The 22671-nt window shown below is 62.5% G+C and carries 4 protein-coding genes; 2 read left to right on the forward strand and 2 right to left on the reverse strand.

All coding sequences use genetic code 11. From position 1 onward, the window contains the following. Positions 1-194 precede the first annotated feature (194 nt). Both K1567_RS04970 and K1567_RS04975 read left to right on the forward strand, forming a co-directional pair. Positions 195-1847 carry a cyclic peptide export ABC transporter gene (locus K1567_RS04970; RefSeq protein WP_169868060.1) on the forward strand — a complete coding sequence of 551 codons (1653 nt, stop codon included), beginning with the start codon at positions 195-197 and terminating at the stop codon, positions 1845-1847. Positions 1848-1951: 104 nt separating this feature from the next. Further along, positions 1952-4369 (forward strand): TonB-dependent siderophore receptor, encoded by a 2418-nt coding sequence (locus K1567_RS04975; RefSeq protein WP_034096973.1) that lies wholly within the window; start codon positions 1952-1954, stop codon positions 4367-4369. 64 nt (positions 4370-4433) lie between these two features. On the opposite strand, the gene K1567_RS04980 is transcribed toward K1567_RS04975, so the two are convergent. Both K1567_RS04980 and K1567_RS04985 read right to left on the reverse strand, forming a co-directional pair. Beyond that, positions 4434-8531: an amino acid adenylation domain-containing protein gene (locus K1567_RS04980; protein WP_220698205.1), complete on the reverse strand. Its 4098-nt coding sequence runs from the start codon at positions 8529-8531 to the stop codon at positions 4434-4436. Beyond that, positions 8531-22666, reverse strand: a complete 14136-nt coding sequence (locus K1567_RS04985; RefSeq protein WP_310794491.1) for a non-ribosomal peptide synthase/polyketide synthase — start codon at positions 22664-22666, stop codon at positions 8531-8533. Before K1567_RS04985 ends, K1567_RS04980 begins: the two co-directional genes overlap by 1 nt. Between the last annotated feature and the right edge of the window lie 5 nt (positions 22667-22671).

A 22671-nucleotide genomic window follows, 5' to 3' on the forward strand; every position in this document is an offset into this window, starting at 1 on the left:
GCTCTCGCTGAAGGGATCACGCACCGCGCGGCTACGCGTGCGCCTACACAACAAGAACGAACCAGCTCCCGGGCAATTTATCCGCCGCCTTCACCGCCAGGCGCACCAGGCTAAATCGTCACGGCAATGCTTCGTTTGTCATGGGTAAGGGTCTGTGTGCCCAGCCCCCTCTTTTCACTTTCCGGGAAGTACTTATGACCGACCCCAAGCGCGGCGCCTTCAACGGTCTGCTCGCATTGCTCAGGCCCTTTCGCACCATCGTCACGGTCTCCGTGGCCCTGGGCATGGCCGGCGGCCTGGCCATCACGTTGCTGCTGGCGACGATCAATAACGCCCTGCACTCGCCCCAAGGCATGACCCAGGGGGTGATCCTGACTTTTGCTGCGTTATGCGTGTTGGCGTTGGTCAGTTCGATCGTGTCGGATATCGGCACCAACTTTGTCGGTCAACGCATTATTGCGGCGCTGCGCAAGGAGTTGGGCGAGAAAGTGCTGTCGGCGCCTATCGAACAAATCGAGCGCTACCGCACCCATAAGCTGATCCCAGTGCTGACTCACGACGTCGATACCATCAGCGATTTTTCCTTTTCTTTCACGCCCCTGGCCATCGCTACTACGGTGACCCTCGGATGCCTGGGCTACCTGGCGTACCTGTCGGTGCCCATGTTCCTGATCATGATCGTGGCGATTGTGATCGGCACCGCCGTGCAGTACGCGGCGCGTTCTGCGGGCATCCAGGGTTTTGAAGCGGCCCGTGACCAGGAAGACGAGTTGCAGCGTTATTACACCGCCATCGCTTCGGGCGCCAAGGAGTTGCGCATCCACCGCCCCCGTCGCTACCGGATGAATACCCATCGCATCCAGGCGACCGCCGACCGCATCGGTGATATCCAGATCCGCTCGGTGAACATCTTCATCGTCGCCAAAACGTTCGGCTCGATGCTGTTCTTCGTGGTCATCGGTCTGGCGCTGGCGTTCCAAGCCTATTACCCCAGCCCTGACCCGGCCGTGATCACCGGTTTCGTCCTGGTTTTGCTGTACATGAAAGGCCCGCTGGAACACGTAGTGACCGCACTACCGATCGTCAGCCGTGCGCAGATCGCGTTCTCGCGTATCGCTGAACTGTCCGAGCGGTTCTCATCCCCTGAGCCCCATCTGCTGCTCGAAGACAGCGAGGCGCCAAAACCGGTGGTGCACAGCCTGGAACTGCGTGGGGTGAGCTACAGCCCGCCGCCGGTGGACGGCAGCGAACCGTTCCATCTGGGCCCGATCGACCTGAGCATCAAGCAAGGCGATATCGTATTTATTGTCGGCGAAAACGGCTGCGGCAAGACCACGCTGATCAAATTGCTGCTGGGGCTTTACACCCCGCAATCCGGCGAAATCCACCTCAATGGCCAACCCGTTAGCGCCACGAGCCGTGATGATTACCGCCAACTGTTCACCACGGTGTTCGCGGACTATTACCTGTTCGATGATCTCGTTCAGGGCGGAGGGAAAACCTCGCTGGATAGCGCAGCCCAATACCTGGAGCGCCTGGAAATCGCGCATAAGGTCACGATCAAAGACGGTGCGTTCAGTACCACCGACCTCTCCACCGGCCAACGCAAGCGCCTGGCACTGGTCAACGCATGGCTGGAAGAACGCCCAGTGCTGGTGTTCGACGAATGGGCCGCCGACCAGGACCCGGCCTTCCGTCGCATCTTCTATACCGAGCTGCTGCCGGACCTCAAACGCCTGGGCAAAACCATCGTCGTGATCAGCCATGACGACCGGTATTTCGACATCGCCGACCAGTTGGTGCGACTGCGCGCGGGCCAGGTGGTGCATGAACGGGAGCTGGCGTGAATTTTTTTTCCGGTTTCTGCAGGTAGGAACGTCTCACTACTGTTAATGAGAACTAACCTCAATAAAATCAAACTGCCCACCTAAAACATAGAAGAGAACGCCCCATGTCTGCACGACTCGGTCTGAGCCCCTTGAGTAAAGCGCTATCCATGCGAAGGGCCCTGCATGTCAACCTCAAGCCCAGCGCGCTCGCGCTTGCGGTGTCGCTGCCTCTTGCCGGTTATGTTCAAGCCCAGGCGCTTGAGATCAATATTCCTGCACAACCGTTGGGGACGGCGCTGCAGGAATTTGGTCGCCAGACCAATATGCAAGTGTTGTACAGCCCGACGGACGTCCAGAACAAAAGCAGCGCCACAGTCAAGGGTAAGCTCGCACCGGAACAGGCCATCGCCGCGCTGCTCAAAGGTTCGGGGATAAACTACAGCTTGCAGGGCAACGCCATAACCATCAGCGCCAACAGCAGCTCCAGTACCCTGGAGCTGGGTGCGACCCAGGTCAACGCGAACCAGTTGGGTACGGTCACCGAAGGCACCGGTTCCTACACCCCAGGCACCATTGCGACCGCCACGCGCATGGTCCTCACCCCCCGACAAACGCCGCAATCGATCTCGGTGGTTACCCGCCAGGCCATGGATGACTTCGGGCTGACCGGCATCGACAACGTGATGCGCCATACACCGGGCATCACCGTCTCGACTTACGACAGTGAACGCACCAACTATTATTCGCGCGGTTTTGCCATCCAGAACTTCCAGTACGATGGCATTCCAATGACCCGTAACGCGCCCTACTCGGCCGGGCAGACCCTGACCGATATGTCCATCTACGACCGGGTCGAAGTGCTCAAAGGCGCAACCGGCCTGCTCACCGGCGCTGGCGGCCCCGGCGGCACCATCAACCTGGTGCGCAAAAAACCTACTGCGCAGTTCCAGGGGCATGTGGAGCTGGGCGCGGGATCGTGGGACAAATACCGCTCGGAAATCGACGTCAGCGGCCCCTTGACCGAGACCGGTAACGTGCGAGGTCGCGCCGTGGCTGCGTACCAGGACGAGCACTCGTTCATGGACCACTATCAGCGTAAAACCAGCGTGTTCTACGGCATTCTTGAAGTCGACCTGGATGAAGACACCCTGCTCACGGTAGGCGCCGATTACCAGGACAACGACCCCCAAGGCTCCAGCTGGTCCGGCAGCAGTCCTGTGTATGACTCGGCAGGCAACCCGATCACCTTGCCGCGCTCCTTCAACAATGGCGCGAAATGGAGCAAGTGGGAGCAATACTCGCGCACCGCGTTCGCCACGCTGGAACACACCTTCAGCAACGGCTGGGTCGCCAAAGGGCAGTACAACCACCAGATCAACGGCTACAACGCTCCCCTGGGCTCCCTGGCCTCACCGAATCCGACCACCGGGCTGTCTTCGGTCTATGGCCAAAAGTACACCGGTGAAACCGTCAGCGACAGCGGTGATATGTACCTGACCGGCCCATTCAGCATGCTCGGGCGCGAACACGAGCTGGTGATCGGCTCGTCCATCTCGTCGTCCCATTGGGTTGGCAAGGACTACTACAGTGCGACATACACCAATAACGTCATTGACTTCTACAACTGGAATGGCGACAGCATTGAGCCGAACTGGGGCGATGTCGGTTTCAAAAACGACGAAACCACCCGCCAATCCGGCGTGTACATGACCGGCCGTTTCAGCCTGACCGATGACTTGCACCTGTTGCTCGGCACGCGTATCGCCAACTATCAGGTCACGGGTACCAGCGATACCAAGGACACCGGCAAAGTCATTCCCTATGCCGGCCTGACCTATGATCTGGACGACAACTACTCCCTCTACGCCAGCTACACCGAGATCTACCTGCCGCAAACGGCGTATCGGGACGCGAGCAACAAAATGCTGGAGCCGGATGAAGGCACCAACTACGAGATCGGTCTCAAGGGCGAGTTCTACGAGGGCCGCCTGAACGCCAGCCTGGCTTACTTCGAAGTGCATGAGGAAAACCGCGCGGAATTCGACAGCACCGCCGATAAGTCCCTGGTCGACAACCCCTACAAGGGCATCACCGCCAAGACCAAAGGCTATGAAGCGGAAATCTCCGGCGAACTTGCACCTGGCTGGCAATTGCAGGCCGGATACACCCATAAGATCATTCGCGACCAGAGCGGTACGAAGGTGTCCACGTGGGAACCGGAAGATCAGGTCAACTTCTACACCACCTACAAGCTTACCGGCCCCTGGGACAAACTCACCCTGGGCGGTGGCGCGCGCTGGCAGGGTGAGGGTTGGCAGTACCTGAACAACCGCCCGAAAAGGACCACCGACAAATTCTCGCAGGACCCGTACTGGCTGGTGGACGTAATGGCACGCTACCAAGTGACCGACAATGTGTCCGCCACCCTCAACGTCAACAACCTGTTCGATAAGAAGTACTACACCAACATCGGCTTCTATAACTCCTCGTACTACGGTGACCCACGCAACGTCATGCTGACCACGCGCTGGAGCTTCTAACTCGGCCGTAATAAAAAAGCCCCTGGCCATTTATGTGGCCAGGGGCTTTTGTTTGCCTGGGGCATTAGCCCATGACTGATGCAAAACTGCCGACAAACTGAGGGTTATCGACAATCCGGTCGTGAGTCGTGTCGATCAGCGTCGACTGGGTGATCCCCGCCGCGCCGATGACGGCCCGCATACTGGACTCAATCAGCTCACGATGCTGCCCGCCCTTGCTGCGCGATGCCCACCAGCAAGCGATGGGGGCTTTGATCGGCGCATAGTCGGCGTCCTGCAACCTGAGGTCCAGCAAGCGTTTCACCTCCCAGGACACCTGCGCTTCACTGCCCTCCAGCAACTCATGCCGCAAGCTTTCGTAGGCAGTGCCCAAGGTGCGTTGCGCCCAGCTATCCACCCTCGCCCACCGCTGCGTATCGTCACCCTCGTCTCTGCTGCCCAGCCACACGGCGTGGAGCTGTTCGGCATGGTGCGGAAATAGCACACCGAGCATCTCGGCGCGTTGCTCGCTGACGGACACCACGCGCTCTTCGGCGGCGGTTTGTGCATCCCAGAACCCGGCGACGCGGTACGGCGGCGGCGCATCGATCCAACCCACGCAAGCCACTTCACGACCGGCCTGTTCCAGACGATAAGCCACCTCCATCGCCAGATTCCCCCCCAGCGACCAACCTGCCAGACGGAAAGCGCCCTGAGGTTGTGCCCCCAACAGTTGAGCGGTGTAATCCTCAACCATGCTTGTCCAGGACGGGACTTCGCCGCCCTCTTGCGCCAGCGCGCGGCAGATCACCCCGATCACCGGTCGTTGTTCACGCAGTGCCAGGGCAATCGCTTTGTAGCAATGCACCGAACCGTAACTGGGGTGGAAAACAAACAATGGCGTGCCCGGCGCGCCGCTGTTAAGTGGCACGAGCAAATCGCTGCGGGTGCTGCCGTGCAGGCTGTCGACTTGCCCCTGCACCGTGGGGTTGAGCATCAACTGGGCCACCGATACGCTGACCCCGGTTACGGCACGGATGCGCTCCTTGAGCAACAACACCAGCAGGGAGTGACCGCCCAGTTCGAAGAAGTTATCGCGCAGGCCCACCCGTGGCACGCCCAAGAGATCGGACCAGATAGCCGCCAGTTGTTGCTCGTGCACGCTCTGCGGCGCCAAGTAGGCGGCCTGTTGTGGGGCATCGGGCGTGGGCAGGGCCTTGCGGTCCAACTTGCCATTGGGGCTTAACGGCATGCGGTCGAGCACCACCCATTGCCCAGGCACCATGAAGTCCGGAAGATGCTGCGCCAGATGCGCACTGAGCGCATCGCGCCAGCCCTCGACCGCGTCGTGCACCACCACGTAGGCCACCAGGTGCTTACCTTCCACGACTTGCACACTCGCCGCACGCACCCATTCGTGCTCCAGCACACGCGCCTCGATTTCGCCCAGTTCGATGCGCAAGCCACGCAGCTTGACCTGGTGATCCAGGCGCCCCAGGTACTCAATCACCCCGTCAGAGCGCTGGCGTACCCGATCACCACTGCGGTACAGCCGCGCACCGGCATGAAACGGGCACGGCACAAACCGTTCGGCAGTCAGTGCCGGTCGTTGATGGTAGCTGCGCGCCAGTCCGACGCCGCCCAGGTACAACTCGCCCGACACGCCCGCCGGCACCGGCATCAATTGCGCATCGAGCACATACGTGGCCAGGTTGGCAATCGGCCGGCCGATGGGCACGCTGTCGCAGTCTTCGGCGACACAGGTCCAGTGGGTCACGTCGATGGCCGCTTCGGTCGGGCCATACAGGTTATACAGCCCGGCCCAGGGCAGTTTGGCGAAGACCTGCTGCTGCACGTCCACCGGTAACGCCTCGCCACTGCACACGATGCGGCGCAGACTTTGGCAGCGGATGACGCCTGGGTCTTGTACAAACGCCTGCAGCATCGACGGCACAAAATGCAATGTGGTGACCTGATGGCGATCGATCAGGCCGATCAAGCGCTCGGGATCGCGGTGATCGCCTGGCGCGGCAACCACCAGCTGTGCGCCGGTCATCAATGGCCAGAAGAACTCCCACACCGATACGTCGAAGCTGAACGGCGTCTTCTGCAACACCGCATCGCGGGCGTCCAGGCAGTAGGCATCCTGCATCCAGCACAAGCGGTTGGTCAGCGCGCCATGACGGTTGCCGGCCCCCTTGGGTTTGCCGGTAGAGCCGGACGTATAGATCACATAGGCCAGGTGCTCGCCGTCCAAAGCGACATTAGGATTGGCATCACTGAGCCCATCGAGCCTTTCCTCATCCAGCAGCAGCACCTCAAGACCTGCGGGTATCGGCAGTGCTTGCAGCACCTGAGTCTGGGTCAACAGCAACTTCACCGCACTGTCTTGCAGCATGTAGGCCAGGCGTTCGCGCGGGTACTCCGGGTCCAGCGGCACATAGGCGCCCCCGGCCTTGAGCACGGCCAGCAGTCCCACCACCATTTCGACGCAGCGCTCTACCGCCAGCCCGACCAGCACATCCGGGCCAACTCCCAACGCTATCAAGCGATGTGCCAGGCGGTTGGCACGCCGATTAAGCTCGACGTAGCTCAAGGATTGCTCGGCAAAATACAGCGCCGGCGCTTCGGGGGTGCGCTCGACCTGCGTCTCGATCAAGTGATGCACGCAGCGGTGCAGAGGGTAAGCCTGGGCGGTGGCGTTCCACCCGTGGACGATGCGGTGTCGCTCATCGCGGTCGAGCATCTCCAGTTGCCCAATCGGTTGCCGTGCATCCTGGGCCATACCCTGCAATAGATGCTGCCAGTGCATGGCCATGCGCTGCACGGTTGGCCCGTCGAACAGGTCCGTGGCGTAAGTCAGCGCGGCCCAGATACCGTCGGCGGACTCGCGGGTGTCCAGGCTCAGGTCGAACTGCGCGGTGCGGCTCTGCCACTCCAGGCTTTCGACCTGTAGCAGCCCCGGCGACTGGGCGCTGCCGGCTTTGCGAGTATCGGCCTGGTGGTTGAACATCACTTGGAACAAGGGGTTATGGCTGAGGTTGCGTTCCGGCTGCAAGGCCAGCACCAATTGTTCGAAAGGCAGGTCCTGATGCGCCTGAGCCTCCAGCGCACGGGCCCGCACTTGCTGCAATAACGTGGACACTGACATCTGCCCGTCGATATCCGCCCTGATCACTTGGGTGTTCACAAAAAAGCCGATCAAGCGTTCAGTTTCGACACGATTGCGGTTGGCCGTCGGCACCCCGATGCGGATATCCGGCTGGCCGCTGTAGCGATACATCAGCACTTGGAACGAGGCCAGCAACAGCATGAACATCGTCACGCCTTCGCGCTGCGCCAGGTCGCGCAGCGCAGCCACCAGGCCCGCCGGTAACGCAATGTCCAGGCTCGCGCCACGGTGACTTTGCAGCAGCGGGCGGGCACGATCGAACGGCAGCGCCAATACCGGCTGCTCGCCCCCCAGGCGACCGCGCCAATAATCCAGTTGGCGATCCTGTTCGCCAGCCTCCATCCACGCCCGCTGCCACAAGGCGTAATCGGCATACTGGATCGGTAAGGCGGGTAATTGCGCCTCATACCCCTGGGCGTACGCGGCATATAACTGCACCAGTTCTTCGACCATGATCTGCATCGAGTGCCCATCCGACACGACATGGTGCTGAACCAACACCAGCACATGCTCTTGCGCGTCAAGACGCATCAAGGCGACGCGCAGCAACGGGCCGTTCTGCAAATCGAAGGGCTGGGCGATCAGCGCGTCCAACCGGTCGGTCACCTGGGCCTGGTCAATCTCCATGGATTGGATCCGCACTGTGGCCTGTGGGTCGACCACCTGCACCCGACGCTCGCCGTCCTGACGCAGGCAGGTACGCAGGGTTTCGTGGCGGGCAACCAGGCTATCGAAGCTGCGCTGCAATGCCGCGACGTCCAATGGCCCACGCAAGCGCAGCGCCGTGGGCAGGTGATAAGCGGCGCTGTCGGGCTCCAACTGCCAGATAAACCACTGCCGCTCCTGAGCGTAGGACAGCAGCAACTGCGGCGCCTCATCGCGGGTCACTGGAATCGGTAAGTTGGCGGGCGAGACATCCTCGGCGAGCATCTTTTGCAGGTAGACCCGACGCTGTTCCAGCGGCAAGCCGATAAACCGTTTGACGATGCGTTGTGCAACCTGAGTGTCCATCAAAACGGCTCCATATCATCAAACAGCGCATCGAGACGGCTGAGTTTGTCTTGCGTCACCGCACCGCCCTGCCCTTCAAGGTGCGCCGCCAGGCGCCGTACATCCGGGTGCTGGAAAATATCCTGCGGTGAAGGTCGCAGGCCCAGTTCAAGCTGCATACGCGAAATAACGTTGATCACCAGCAAGGAATGCCCGCCCAGTTCAAAGAAGTTGTCATTAAGGCCCACGCGCTCGACTTCCAGCACCTGCGCCCAGATCGCCGCAATCTGCTGCTCCAGCTCGCTTTGCGGCGCTTCATAAACACTGGACGGCTGGCCCGCATCGGCCTTGGGCAGCGCCTTGCGATCCAACTTGCCGTTGGGACTCAACGGCATCTGCTCCAGCAGTACCCACTGCGCCGGCACCATGTAATCCGGCAGGTGTTCGGCCAGGTGCGCACCGAGCACCTCGCGCCAGTCGTCTCCGGCATGGTGCAGCACCAGGTAACCCACCAAGTACTTGCCGTCCACCGCCAGCACCGCCGCTTCACGGACCTGCTCGTGTTCCAGCAACCGCGCTTCGATCTCGCCCAGCTCGATGCGCAGGCCGCGCAGCTTGACCTGATGGTCGATACGCCCGGCGTATTCGATCACTCCGTCTTCGCGGTAGCGCGCCAGGTCGCCGGTGCGGTATAGGCGCTCGCCGTGGACGAACGGGTGGGCGATAAAGCGTTCGGCGGTCAATGCAGGACGGCGGTGATAACCACGGGCCAGGCCCGCGCCGCCCAGGTACAGCTCGCCCAGCACGCCGACCGGTACCGGTTCGAAATTGTCGTCAAGCAGGTAGCAGCCCAGATTGGCAATCGGACGGCCAATCGGCACCGTGTCGCGGCCTTCGTCGACGCAGGTCCAGTGGGTCACGTCGATGGCGGCCTCGGTCGGGCCATACAGGTTGTACAGCCCAGCGTGCGGCAGCTTGGCGAACACCTGCTGCTGCGCATCCACCGGCAACGCCTCGCCGCTGCACACGATGCGTTGCAGGCTCCGGCAACTGGACACCGCCGCATCCTGCAAGAACGCCTGCAACATCGACGGCACAAAGTGCAGCGTGGTGACCTGTTCGGCGTTGATCACCTGGATCAATCTGGCTGGATCGCGGTGATCGCCAGGGGCGGCAATCACCAGCCGCGAGCCGGTCATCAGCGGCCAGAAAAACTCCCACACCGACACGTCGAAACTGAACGGGGTCTTTTGCAATACGCTGTCGGCCGCGCTTAACCCATAGGCTTCCTGCATCCATTGCAGGCGGTTGAGCAAGGCCGAATGACGGTTGCCCGCGCCCTTGGGTTGGCCGGTGGAGCCCGAGGTGTAGATCACGTACGCGAGGTTTTCGCCGTCCAGCGCGACAGCTGGGTTTTGCTCGCTGTATTGCTCGTAACTCGACTCGCCCAGCACCAGGGTTTCCAAGCCATGCGGAATCGGCAACTGACTGAGCAAAGGCGCTTGGGTCAGCAGCAGTTGCACGCCGCTGTCGTCGAGCATGTAGGCCAGGCGTTCGCGTGGGTAGTCGGGGTCCAGCGGCACATAGGCGCCGCCGGCTTTGAGCACCGCAAGCAGGCCGATGACCATGTCGAAGGAGCGCTCGACTGCCAGCCCCACCCGCACATCCGGGCCGACACCGGCCTCGATCAAGCGATGGGCCAGGCGGTTGGCGCGGCGGTTGAGCTCGGCGTAGTCGATACGTTGCTCGGCAAACACCAGGGCCGTGGCCTGCGGCTGGCGTTTGGCCTGGGCTTCGATCAGGTGATGCACCCATTGGTCTTGCGGGTAGTCGCGTGCGGTCTGGTTCCAGGCATACACCGTAGTGTGACGCTCAGCGGCAGTCACCGACGGCAAGTCGGCCAAACGTGTATGTACCGGGTTTGCCAAGGCCAGCAGCAAATGGCTGAAGTGCGTAGCCAGGCGCTGGATATCCGCGTCGCTGAAGGCTTGCCGGCTGTAATTGAACTCCAGCCCCAGAGTCTGCCCGACGCCCAGCAGCACCGTCAGCGGATAGTGGGTCTGTTCCAGATTCTGCACTGGGCCAAACTGCAGCCCCGTAGGCGAGCCCTGCTCCAAGGCTTCGGACACCGGGTAGTTCTCGAACACCAGGATGCTGTCGAACAGCGCCTCGCCGCCTAAACCAGCCCAGCGTTGTACGTCGAACAACGGGGTATGTTCCTGCTCGCGCAACCTGAGATTTTGCGCCTGGATCTGCTGCAGCCATTGGCCGATCGACATTTGCGGGTCCGGGGTAGCCACCACCGGCAGGGTGTTGATGAACAACCCGACCAACTGCTCGATTCCCTGCAATTGCGCCGGACGCCCCGCCACCGTGGCGCCAAAGGCCACAGTCGCCTGGCCAGTCTGGCGCGCCAACAGCAGCAGCCACGCGCTTTGCACCAGCGTGTTGAGCGTGACTTTGTGGCCCTGGGCAAAAGCTTTCAAGCGCTGGGTCTGCGCCGGTTCGAAGTTAAGTGTGTGTTCACCGTTGGCCATCGGCAGCCCATCAAGGCCAGTCGACGCGCCACGGGCCAGGCGTGTGGGTTCTTGCAACGCGGCCAGCTGGGTTTTCCAGAATCCTTCGCTGGCGACTTTGTCCTGGCCCTGCAACCAACCGATGTAATCACGGTAACGTCCGAGCGCCGGACGCAAAGGCTCCCCGGCATAGTGTTGCAGCACCTCGCCAAACAGCTGCGAACCGCTCCAGCCATCCATCAGGATGTGATGATGGGTGTAGATCAAATGATGATTGGACGGCCCGGTACGCACCAGCACCAGATTCAGCAATGGCGCCTGTTCCAGGGCAAAGCCCTGGGCGCGTTGCGTAGCGGCCAGACCATCAAGCGCGGCGGCGCGATCCTCACGCCCCTGCCAATCGTGCTCCAACACTGTCACGTGCAAATGCTTGTAGACCACCTGCAATGGCTGGTTCAACTCAGCCTGCCAGAGGAAGCCACTGCGCAGCACCTCGTGGCGGTCCACCGCCGCTTGCCAGGCGCGCTCAAAACGCGGCACATCCAGACCGCGCACATCCACGCGCATCTGATTGATGTAGTCCCCCGAGCCCTCACTGTACAAGGACTGGAACAACAGACCCTGCTGCATCGGTGACAACGGATACAGGTCCTCGACCTCTGCCAACACCAGCGGCAACGTGTCCAATTGCGCCTGAGTCAGCCCGGCCAATGGAAAGTCCGACGGCGTCACGCCGCGATTGATCGGCAGGCAACAGTGCTCAATAAGCGCCTTGAGCTCCTCGGCATAATCATCCGCCAAGCGTTGCACGGTGGCCTCGTCGAACATCTCGCGGCTGAAACTCCAGCTCAAGCTCAGCTCGCCGCCGTACACCTGGCCGTTGATTTCCAACCAGTTGCCCAGTGGCGCGTCGAGGCTTTGATCGGCACCGGCAGCATCGCCCGACGGTGCAAACAGACTGCCTTGGCCGGCGTCGTCGAAACTGCCGTCGAACTGGCCCAGGTAGTTGAAGGTGATGCGCGGACGTGGCAGTTGGCTCAATGCTTGCTGCGCAGCATGCTCGCCCAGGTAGCGCAGCGCGCCGAAGCCCAGGCCCTTGTCAGGAATTGCGCGCAGTTGCTCCTTGATGCCTTTGAGCGAATCCGCCAGGCTCGGCGCCGGCACCAGTTGCAGCGGGTAGAGGCTGGTGAACCAGCCGACCGTGCGCGTCAGGTCAATGTCATCGAACACGTCTTCGCGGCCATGGCCTTCCAGCCTGATCAGCATCGACGGGGTTCCCGTCCAGCGCACCATCACCCGGGCCAGGGCCGTCAGCAACAGATCGTTGATCTGGGTGCGGTAGGCGCTTGGGGCTTCCTGCAGTAACTGTCGGGTCCAGCGTTGGTCGAGGTGGGTCGTTACATTCAAGGCATGGCGATTACTGAGGCTGGCCTGTGGGTTCGCTCCAGGCAGGCCGTCCGGGCTGGCGTGCAACTGCTGTTGCCACCAGGCCAGTTCCTGTTGCAACGCAGCACTGCCGGCATACCGGCGCAGCCGCTCAGCCCAGGCGCGAATCGAACTGGTTTTGGTCGGCAGTACCGCGCGGCCGTCCTGGGCAATCTGGCGGTAAGCCGTTTGCAAATCCTCCAGCAGGATGCGCCACGAAACACCGTCCACCACCAAGTGATGAATCACCAGCAGCAAGCGTTGCGAGCCGTCGGCCAGGTCCGCCAGCACCACACGCAACAGCGGGCCTGCATCCAGGTCGAGACTGCTCTGGGCCTGTTCGCCCAGCGCTGCCAACGCCTCGGTATCGTTCACCTGGACGTGCCACAGTACTTGCTCGGCCTGATGCTGCGCGGCATCGCGATAGGCAGCGCTCCAACCGCTCGCCCCGTGGACGAACGCACTGCGCAAGGCGTCATGGTGCACGATCAACGCCTGCAAGGCGGCCCCCAGTATGGTCGGCTGCAACGGCTGGTGCGGGCGCAGGACCACAGACTGGTTCCAGTGGTGACGCTGAGGGATCTGATCGGCAAAAAAGGCCTGTTGGATCGGCAGCAGCGCCAGCTCGCCGGTCAAGGCGGACTGATCGAGCACCACTGCGCCCTCGCCTTGACGAGCTACCGCGGCGAGGCTTTGCACGGTCTGGTGCTGGAACAAATCCTTGGGCGTGAAGCGAATACCAGCCTGCCGCGCGCGGCTGACCACCTGGATCGAAATGATCGAGTCGCCCCCCAGCTCAAAGAAGTTGTCGTTCACCCCCACCTGGGGCAAGCGCAGCACCTCGGCCCAGATCGCGGCGATTTGCTGCTCCAGTTCGGTTTCGGGCGCCACGTAGGTCTGCTGCATCAGGCTCGCGTCCGGCGCCGGCAGGCCCTTGCGGTCGAGCTTGCCGTTGGGGGTCAGCGGCATCTGCGCCAGGAACATAAAGTGCGTAGGCACCATGTAGTCCGGCAGGCGGGTTTTCAGGGCGCGGCGCAAGCTGTCGCGCAGCGCGCCGTCGTCGGTGGCGCGGGCCGGCACCACGTAGGCCACCAGTTGCTTACCGGACGGGCCATCGTGGGCCACCACCACGGTTTCGCCGACGTTGTCCTGCTCGCGCAGGCGCGCTTCGATCTCGCCCAGTTCGATACGGAAACCACGGATTTTCACCTGGTGGTCCACACGCCCGAGGTAATCCACCACTCCATCCCCACGCCCGCGGGTCAGGTCGCCGCTGCGGTACACGCGGCTGCCGGGTTTGCCGAACGGGTCCGGCACAAAGCGCTCGGCGGTCAGTGCCGGGCGCTCCAGATAACCCCGCGCCACGCCCTCCCCGCCCAGGTACAACTCACCGGCCACGCCGATGGGTTGCAGGTTGAGCTGCGCGTCCAGTACGTAGCCGCTGCGGTTGCCCAACAAGGTGCCGATCGGCGCGTACACCGCGCCGCATGGGTCGCCGCGTCGCGCTTTCCATAGCAATGGCGTGACCACGGTTTCGGTCGGGCCATAGCCGTTGAACAGGTACGTCGGTTTCAGCGCGCGCCAGGCCAGGTCGTAACTGGCCTGGGCCACCGCATCGCCGCCAAAGCAGTACACGCGCACATTCGGCGGGTTGCCATCGCGTTCGGCATGCTCGGCCAGTTGTTGCAGGTACACCGGCGGGAACACCGCCATGGTCACGTGGTGACGGTGCATCTGTTCGTAGGTGTGCTCGGGCAGCCACAGGCTGTCGTCGCGGATGAGCACACTGGCGCCGTTGATCAGCGGGTGCATCCAGCCTTCGTGGGAACCGTCGAAGGCGAACGACATAAAGTGCAGTTCGCAGTCGGTCGGGCCGGTTTCGTAGCGTTCGCCAGTGGCGATGATATGCGCCACCAAAGGGCCGTGGGCCACCGCCACGCCTTTGGGCATCCCGGTGGAGCCGGAGGTGTAGATCACGTAGGCGAGGTTGGCGCCGTCCAGTGCGACGTTGGGGGCGGTATCGCGATTGTCGGACCAGAGCGGTGTGTGATCAATTGCAAGGACATGCAGGCCATCCGGGATCGGCAAGCGCGGCTGCACCGTCGAATGCGTCAGCAGCAACTGAGCGCAGCTGTCCTCCAACATATACAGCAGCCGATCACGCGGATATTCGATATCCAGCGGCACATACACTCCACCAGCCTTCATGACTGCCAGGAACGCCACCATGATCTCGGCACTGCGCGGCATGGCGATAGCCACGCGAACCTCGGCGCCAACCCCACGGGCAATCAACGCATGGGCCAGGCGGTTGGCCTGGCGGTCCAGCTCGCCGTAGGTCAGGGTTTGGGTGTCGAATTTCACCGCTACGGCATCGGGGGTTTCCCGGGCGCGGTCGGCGAACAATTCGTGCACCAGGCGCTGGGCCGAGAAGCCGGCATCGCTGCGGCCCCATAGGTGCAGAATGTGCTGTTGCTCCGCGTCATCCAGCAATTTCAACTGGCCGATGCTCTGCTGCGGGTCGGCCACCATTGCCTGCAACAGGTTGTGCCAGTGGCGGCCCATGCGCTCGATGGTGGCGGCGGTAAACAGGTCGGTGGCGTAGCCCAGAGAGGCTGCCAGCCCCTCGCTCGACTCATGCACATCCAGGTCCAGATCAAAATGTGCGGTATGACTTTCCCAGGCCAGCCCTTCGACGCGCAGCTCATGCAAGGCCGCAGTCGACATCCCCTGCCGTCGTTCGGCCTGGTGATTGAACATGACTTGGAATAACGGGTTCAGACTGAGGCTGCGCTCCGGCTGCAGCGCTTCGACCAATTGCTCGAAGGGCAGGTCCTGATGGGCCTGGGCCTCCAACGCCCGCTGCTTGACCTGCTGCAGCAAGCCGCCAACAGTGGTTTGCCCATCGATCTCGGCCTTGAGCACCTGGGTGTTGACGAAGAAACCAATCAGACGCTCGGTTTCCACACGGTTGCGGTTGGCAATCGGCACGCCAACGCGAATGTCCTGTTGGCCACTGTAGCGGTGCAACAGAACCTGGAACGAGGCCAGCAACAGCATGAACAGCGTTACACCTTCGCGCTGGGCCAGGGCTTTGAGGTCGACCAACAGCGACGTGGGTATTTCTATGTGCGAACGCGCGCCGCGATGGCTCTGCTCCGCCGGGCGCTGATAATCGAACGGCAGCTCCAGCACCGGTTGCTCACCGCCGAGCAGCTCGCGCCAGTAGCTCAGCTGACGCGCCTTCTCGCCCGCCTCCATCCACTGGCGTTGCCACATCGCGTAATCGGCATATTGAATCGGCAGTGGCGGCAGTCGCACCTCTTGGCCTTGGCTAAAGGCGGCGTAGACCTGCACCAATTCCTCGACCATCACCTGCATCGACCAACCGTCGGAGACGATATGGTGCTGCACCAGCACCAGTACGTGATCATCCTCGGCCAGGCGCAGCAGATCCACGCGCAGCAGCGGCCCTTGCTCCAGATCGAAGGTCAGGGCGATTTTCGCTTCCACACACGTCTGCAGATCAGCTTCCTGGACATTACTGTGACTGATGACCACCGGCGCAGGCTCGCGCACGACTTGCACGGTGCCATCGCTGCCGTGGCGCAGCACGGTGCGCAGACTCTCATGACGGGCCACCAGATGATCAAAGCTGCGTTGCAGCGCGCCAATGTCCAACGGCCCCTTCAGGCGCAGCACACTCGGCACGTGGTAGGCGCGGCTGTCCGGGTCCAACTGCCAGAGGAACCACTGGCGCTCCTGGGCATATGACAGCGGTACCTCACCGTCACGCGCCAACGCAACCAGCGCCGGCGCGCGCCCTTGGTCGGCCCTCACGCAGGCGGGTAACGCTGCGACGAAACCTTGCAGGCGCGGCTGCTCGAACAGCAATTTGAGCGGCACCTCAAGGGCCAGCGCCTGGCGAAGACGCGAAGTCACCTGCATGGCCAGCAACGAGTGCCCGCCCAGCTCGAAGAAGTGATCCGTCAGCCCGACCCGTGCCACCCCCAGAATATCGGCCCAGATCGCTGCCACTTGTTGCTCGACGGCGCTGACCGGTGCCACCCAGGCCGGCTGCGAAAGATGCGCGTCAGGCTTGGGCAGGGCTTGGCGATCCAGCTTGCCATTGAGGTTCAACGGCAAGCGGTCAAGAAAGACCAGGTGCGCCGGCACCATGTAATCCGGCAGTTGTTCACGCAATACCGCCTTGAGGGTTTCACCCAGCGCCGCAGTCTCCTGCTGATCCGCCACCAGGTACGCGAGCAGTAGGTTATCGACGGCCAGCACCACCGCTTCGCGGACATTGGCCTGGGCCAGCAGCAACGTCTCGATCTCACCCAATTCGATACGGAAGCCACGAATCTTGACTTGATGATCGACACGCCCGACGTATTCGATCACGCCGTCGGCACGATAACGGGCTAGGTCACCGGTGCGGTACAGGCGTTCGCCAGCGTCAGCGAACGGATTGGCGACAAAACGCTCGGCCGTCAACCCTGCACGATTCAAATACCCACGAGCCAGGCCGCAGGCGCTGCCGATATACAACTCGCCCACCGCCCCCAGGGGTGCGAGGTTGAGATCGCGGTCCAGGACATACAGGGCGCGCCCTGGCAACGAGCGGCCAATAGGGCTGGCGGTAGCGCTCAGGGCTTCATCCGCTGCGCTGCAATCCAGCACACTGGACACCACCGTCGCCTCGGTCGGCCCATAGGTATTGAGCAGACGCACATGGCCCAGGCCAGCGCGTACCCATTGTGCGGGCCCGTCCAGCGGCATGGCTTCGCCGCCGATGTGCACTTGGCGCAAGGCACCATACGAACGGGGCCCGGCGGCCAGGCAATCAAGCACAAACAGGTGCCAATAGGCGGTCGGCAAATCGGCCAGGGTAATCCCCTGGCTCAAGATCTCGGTATACAGCCGGCCGCTGTCCCATAGCGACGCGCCACGCAGGACCACCGCCGCGCCGTGGGTCAAGGCCGGATACAGTTGCTCGACAAAACCATCGAAGTTAAGCGTGGCGAATTGCAGCACACGGTCCTGGGGCGTCAGCTGCGAATAGCCGGCGGCAATGCTCGCGAATTCGCTCAGGGCGCCATGGTCGATGGCAACGCCCTTGGGTTTGCCGGTAGAGCCGGAGGTGTAAATCACATAGGCCAGATGATCCGCGCCGATCGCCAAGGCCAAGTCTTCACCGGAGTACTCGGCCAGTCCTGCCTGGTCAATGGCCAAGGCTGCGACCCCTTCGGGAAGCACGATAGGCACGTGGGCGTGTGTCAGCACCAGACGCACACCGCTGTCTTCAAGCATGTGGGCCAGACGCTCGCGCGGGTAACTCGGGTCGAGGGGCACGTAGGCCCCGCCCGCCTTGAGCACTGCCAGCAGGCTGACCACCATGGCGAAGGAGCGCTCAACGGCAATCCCCACCAGCACTTGCGGCCCGACGCCGTGGGCCACCAGGCAATGGGCCAGGCGATTGGCCTGCAGGTTCAGTTCGGCATAGCTCAGCGATACGCCATCGAGCACCAACGCTACCGCGTGTGGGCGCTGCCGTGCCTGCGCCTCGAACAGACGCTGCACCCCGCCCGTCCAAGGCGCGGCCGGTGCGCCGGCGTTCCAGGTCTGCGTAAGACGCTGACGCTCACTGGCACCCAGCATCGGCAGGTCTGCAAGGTGTTCGTTAGGGCGTTCAACCACGGCCCGCAATACGCTTAGCCAGTGTTGCGCCATACGCTCAATCGTGGCGGCCTCGAACAGATCGGTGGCGTAGGTCAATGTCGCCCAAAGCCCATCGACGGTTTCCTGAGTATCCAGACTCACATCGAAATGCGCGGTGTGGCTGTCCCATTCCAGAGCATCAACCTGTAGCCCCATCGCCTGCGGCGCCGCAGTGCCGCGCGCATCGATCTGATGGTTGAACATCACTTGAAACAGTGGGCTATGGCTCAGGCTGCGTTCCGGCTGCAGCGCTTCGACCAGTTGTTCGAACGGCAGGTCCTGATGCGCTTGGGCTTCCAAGGCCGCCTGCTTGACCTGCTGGAGCAGCTCGACAAACGACAGCTCGCCGCTGATGTCGGCCTTGAGGACTTGAGTGTTGACAAAAAAACCGATCAACCGCTCGGTTTCCACCCGATTGCGGTTGGCAATCGGCACGCCCACGCGAATATCCGACTGGCCGGTATAGCGATATAACAATGCCTGGAACGCAGCCAGCAACACCATAAACAGCGTCGCGCCTTGCCGTTGGGCCAGGCCCTGCAAAGCCTCCAGCAACGCGGGGTCCAACAGCCATTCCACACGCGCACCGCGGTGGCTTTGCGCCGGGGGGCGGGGATGATCGAGCGGCAAGTCCAGCACCCGTTGCTCGCCGGCCAAACGCTCACGCCAATAGGCCAACTGGCGCGCCTGCTCACCGGCCTGCAACCAGTCGCGCTGCCACACCGCATAGTCGGCATACTGAATCGGCAGCGCTGGCAACTGCGGCTCCAGGCCCAGCTTAAGCGCGGCATAGGACTGCACCAGCTCCTCGACCATCACCTGCATCGACCAGGCATCGCTGACGATGTGATGCAGCACCAGGACGAGCACATGCTGATCCGCTGCCAGTTGCAACAACCGGACGCGCAACAACGGCCCGGTGCGCAAATCGAACGGTTCGGCGATTGCCGCCTCGACCTGGGCCCTCACCACGGCCGGATCATCGGTAGCGAGGGTCTGCTCTTCGATCCGCAACGCCGCTGGCGCAGCCATCCGCTGCACGGTGCGCTCACCCTCCGTGACAAACACCGTGCGTAGGCTTTCATGGCGTGCAAGCAAGCCATCGAAACTGCGTTGCAGCGCCTGGCGGTCCAGTGCGCCTTGCAGACGCAGGGCTGCGGGGATGTGATACACCGCGCTGTGAGGCTCCAACTGCCAGAGGAACCACTGGCGCTCCTGGGCATAGGACAATGCCAGCGGTTGATCGCGCGCGCAGCGGGCAATCGGCTGCACGTCCAGCACGCTGTCGGAGAGTGCCTGCACAAAGCGCCCCAGCTCGGGCTGCTCGAACAACGCTTTGAGTGGCACATCGATTGCCAATGCCTGGCGCACGCGAGACACAACGCGTGTCGCCAGCAACGAGTGCCCGCCGATTTCAAAGAAGTGATCCGACAGACCGACCTGGGCCACGCCCAGCACTTCGGCCCAGATCGCCGCCACCTGGCACTCGCGTGCGGTCACGGGTGGCACGTAATGTTTTTGCAACGCGCCAGCGTCGGGCCTTGGCAGGGCCTTGCGGTCCAGCTTGCCATTGGGGGTCAGCGGCATCCGCTCCAGCAGCACCAGATAGCTCGGCACCATGTATTCCGGCAATCGTGCACGCAAGGCTGTCTTGAGCTGTTCCCGCAGTGCGGTCTGTTCCTGCTCGGCCAGCGGTTGGCGGGTGACCAGATAGGCAAGCAACTGCTCATGGTCAGCTATCACCACTGCTTCGCGCACCATTGGCTGCTCGCGCAGGCACGCCTCGATCTCGCCCAATTCGATACGGAAACCCCGCACCTTAACCTGATGGTCGACGCGGCCGATGTACTCCACCACCCCCTGCTCGCGATAGCGCGCCAGGTCGCCGGTGCGATACAAGCGTTCGCCAGGACCGCCATACGGGTTGGGCACAAAGCGCTCGGCCGTCATGGCCGCCCGGCCGAAATAACCGCGAGCCAAACCGACGCCACCTATCAGCAGTTCACCGGGCACCGTCAGCGGACAAGGCGTAAGCGTGGCGTTGAGGATGAACAGCGACGTATTGGCAATCGGTCGCCCTACAAACGGCACAGGCTCAAGCAATGGATAGGCGGCCGACCAGATGGTCGTCTCGGTCGGGCCGTACAGGTTCCACAGCGTGCCTTGCCAGGCGAGCATGCGCTCGGCCAGGTCGGCGGGCAGCGCCTCACCACCACACAGGCATTTGATTCCGCGCAGTACGGCGCAACGTTCGCTGTCCAGCAGCATGCGCCAGGTCGATGGCGTGGCTTGCAGCACGTCGATGGTTGCGTGCTGCACCAGGTCGAGGATGGCCTCCGGGTCCAGGGACGTGTCCTTGTCGGCCAGGACCACCGTCGCGCCCACCGCCAGGGGAACGTAAAGCTCCAGGGCAAAAATATCGAAAGAGAAGGTGGTCAACGACAACAGGCGTGCTTGTGCATCAATGCCCAAGGTGTCGGCCATGCCCTGGGTGAAGCTGCTCAGCGCGGCATGGCGCACCATCACGCCCTTGGGTTTGCCGGTGGAGCCGGACGTGTAGATCACATATGCCAGGTGCTCACCACTGAGTTCGACGTCTGGGTTGACGCTGCTGTAGCGCCCATCCGCGTCTTCGTCCATCAGTAGCACCTGCTGACCGACCGCCAACGGCAACTGTTGACGCAGGCTGCCGGCCGTCAGCACAACGTGCGCGCGGCTGTCTTCGAGCATAAAGGCCAATCGATCAGGCGGGAAACCAGGGTCGAGCGGCACGTAGGCACCGCCGGCCTTCAGGGTTGCCAACAGCGCCACCGCCATCTCGACCGAGCGCTCCAAAGCCACCGCCACCAGCACGTCGGGGCCGACGCCAGCGCCGCGCAAACGGTGGGCCAGTCGATTGGCACGTCGGTTCAATTCGCCATAGCTCAGCACTTGGCCGTTGCACGCCAGTGCCGTCGCATCCGGGCGCAGCCGAGCCTGGTCTTCGAACAGGCGATGCACGCCCATATCCTGGGCGAACGCCCGCTGGGTAGCGTTCCAGTCATGCACCATGTGCTGCAACTGGGCATCCTCCAGCAGCGGCAATTCACCGACACGGCGGGTGCAATCCTGGCTGACGCTGTGCAGCAAACGCAGCCAATGTGCAAGCAGGCGCTGCATGCCGGGGGCGTCGAAAAGGTCCGTGGCATAGGTCAGGGACGCCTGAATGCCTTCGACCGATTCCTGAGTATCCAGGTTGAGATCCAATTGCGCGGTCTTGCTGTCCCACTCCAACCCCTGGACCTGCAGACCCGTTGCGCTGGCGCCGACGCGCTGGGTATCGGTCTGGTGGTTGAACATTACCTGGAACAGCGGGTTATAACTCAGGCTGCGTTCCGGCTGCAGCGCTTCGACCAATTGCTCGAAAGGCAAGTCTTGATGGGCCTGGGCTTGCACCACGCGCTCACGAGTGTGGTGCAACAGCTCGCGAAAGCTCATCTGCCCGTCGATGTCAGCCTTGAGAACCTGTGTGTTGACGAAAAAGCCGATGAGGCCCTCGGTCTCCGCGCGATTGCGGTTGGCCACCGGCACGCCGATGCGAATGTCCCCCTGACCGCTGTAGCGATACAACACCGCCTGGAATGAAGCCAGCAGCAGCATGAACAGCGTCACACCTTCGCGCTGCGCCATGGTTTTGAGGCGGGTGACCAACGCGGCATCCAGCGCCAGGTCCAGACGTGCACCGCGGTAGCTTTGTATCGCAGGCCGTGGGCGATCCATCGGCAATTCCAGCACGGGCTGCTCACCGCCCAGCAGGTTTTCCCAGTACGCGAGTTGCCGCTCGCGCTCGCCGGCTTCCATCCAGCTGCGCTGCCACAGTGCATAGTCGGCGTACTGGATTGGCAAGGCCGGTAGCTGCGGTTCGAGCCCCTGGACATGGGCGGCATACAATTGCACAAGCTCGTCGACCATGACCTGCATCGACCAGCCATCGGAGACGATGTGATGTTGCACCAGTACCAGCACATGCTCCTGCGGCGCCAGGCGCAGCAGTTTCACTCGCAGCAACGGGCCTTGCTGCAAATCGAACGGCCGGTCAATTTCGGCCTGCACCCAGTCTTTGACCTGGAATGCCTGGGCCTCGACCAAGGTGATTTCCACCCGCGCGTTTTCGACAATGACCTGCAAGGCGCTGTCACCATCGGGCTCAATGTGCGTGCGCAGGCTTTCATGCCGGCTAACCAGAGTGTCGAAGCTGCGCTGCAAGGCTGCTACGTCCAGCTCTCCCACCAGACGCAGCGCCCGAGGCACGTGGTATGCGGTGCTCTGCGGCTCCAACTGCCACAAAAACCACTGCCGCTCCTGCGCATAAGAGAGTCGAAGCGGCTCGCCTTCCTGACGCTTGAAAACCGGGGCGATCTCAAACAGGTTGATGCCTTGTTGCTTGAGCATGACCGCCAACGCTTTCTTTTGCTGCGCAGAAAGTGAACCCACCGACTCGATTAATGCTTGCACGCCAC

Origin of the sequence: Pseudomonas sp. S5F11, assembly GCF_019641515.1 — a bacterium.
Taxonomy (GTDB): Bacteria; Pseudomonadota; Gammaproteobacteria; order Pseudomonadales; family Pseudomonadaceae; genus Aquipseudomonas; species Aquipseudomonas rhodesiae.

What these genes read in the sequence shown, in the direction of transcription:
- K1567_RS04970 (WP_169868060.1), top strand. Translation starts at nt 195, where the DNA reads ATGACCGACCCCAAGCGCGGCGCCTTCAACGGTCTGCTCGCATTGCTC.
- K1567_RS04980 (WP_220698205.1), bottom strand. Translation starts at nt 8,531, where the DNA reads ATGGACACTCAGGTTGCACAACGCATCGTCAAACGGTTTATCGGCTTG.
- K1567_RS04975 (WP_034096973.1), top strand. Translation starts at nt 1,952, where the DNA reads ATGTCTGCACGACTCGGTCTGAGCCCCTTGAGTAAAGCGCTATCCATG.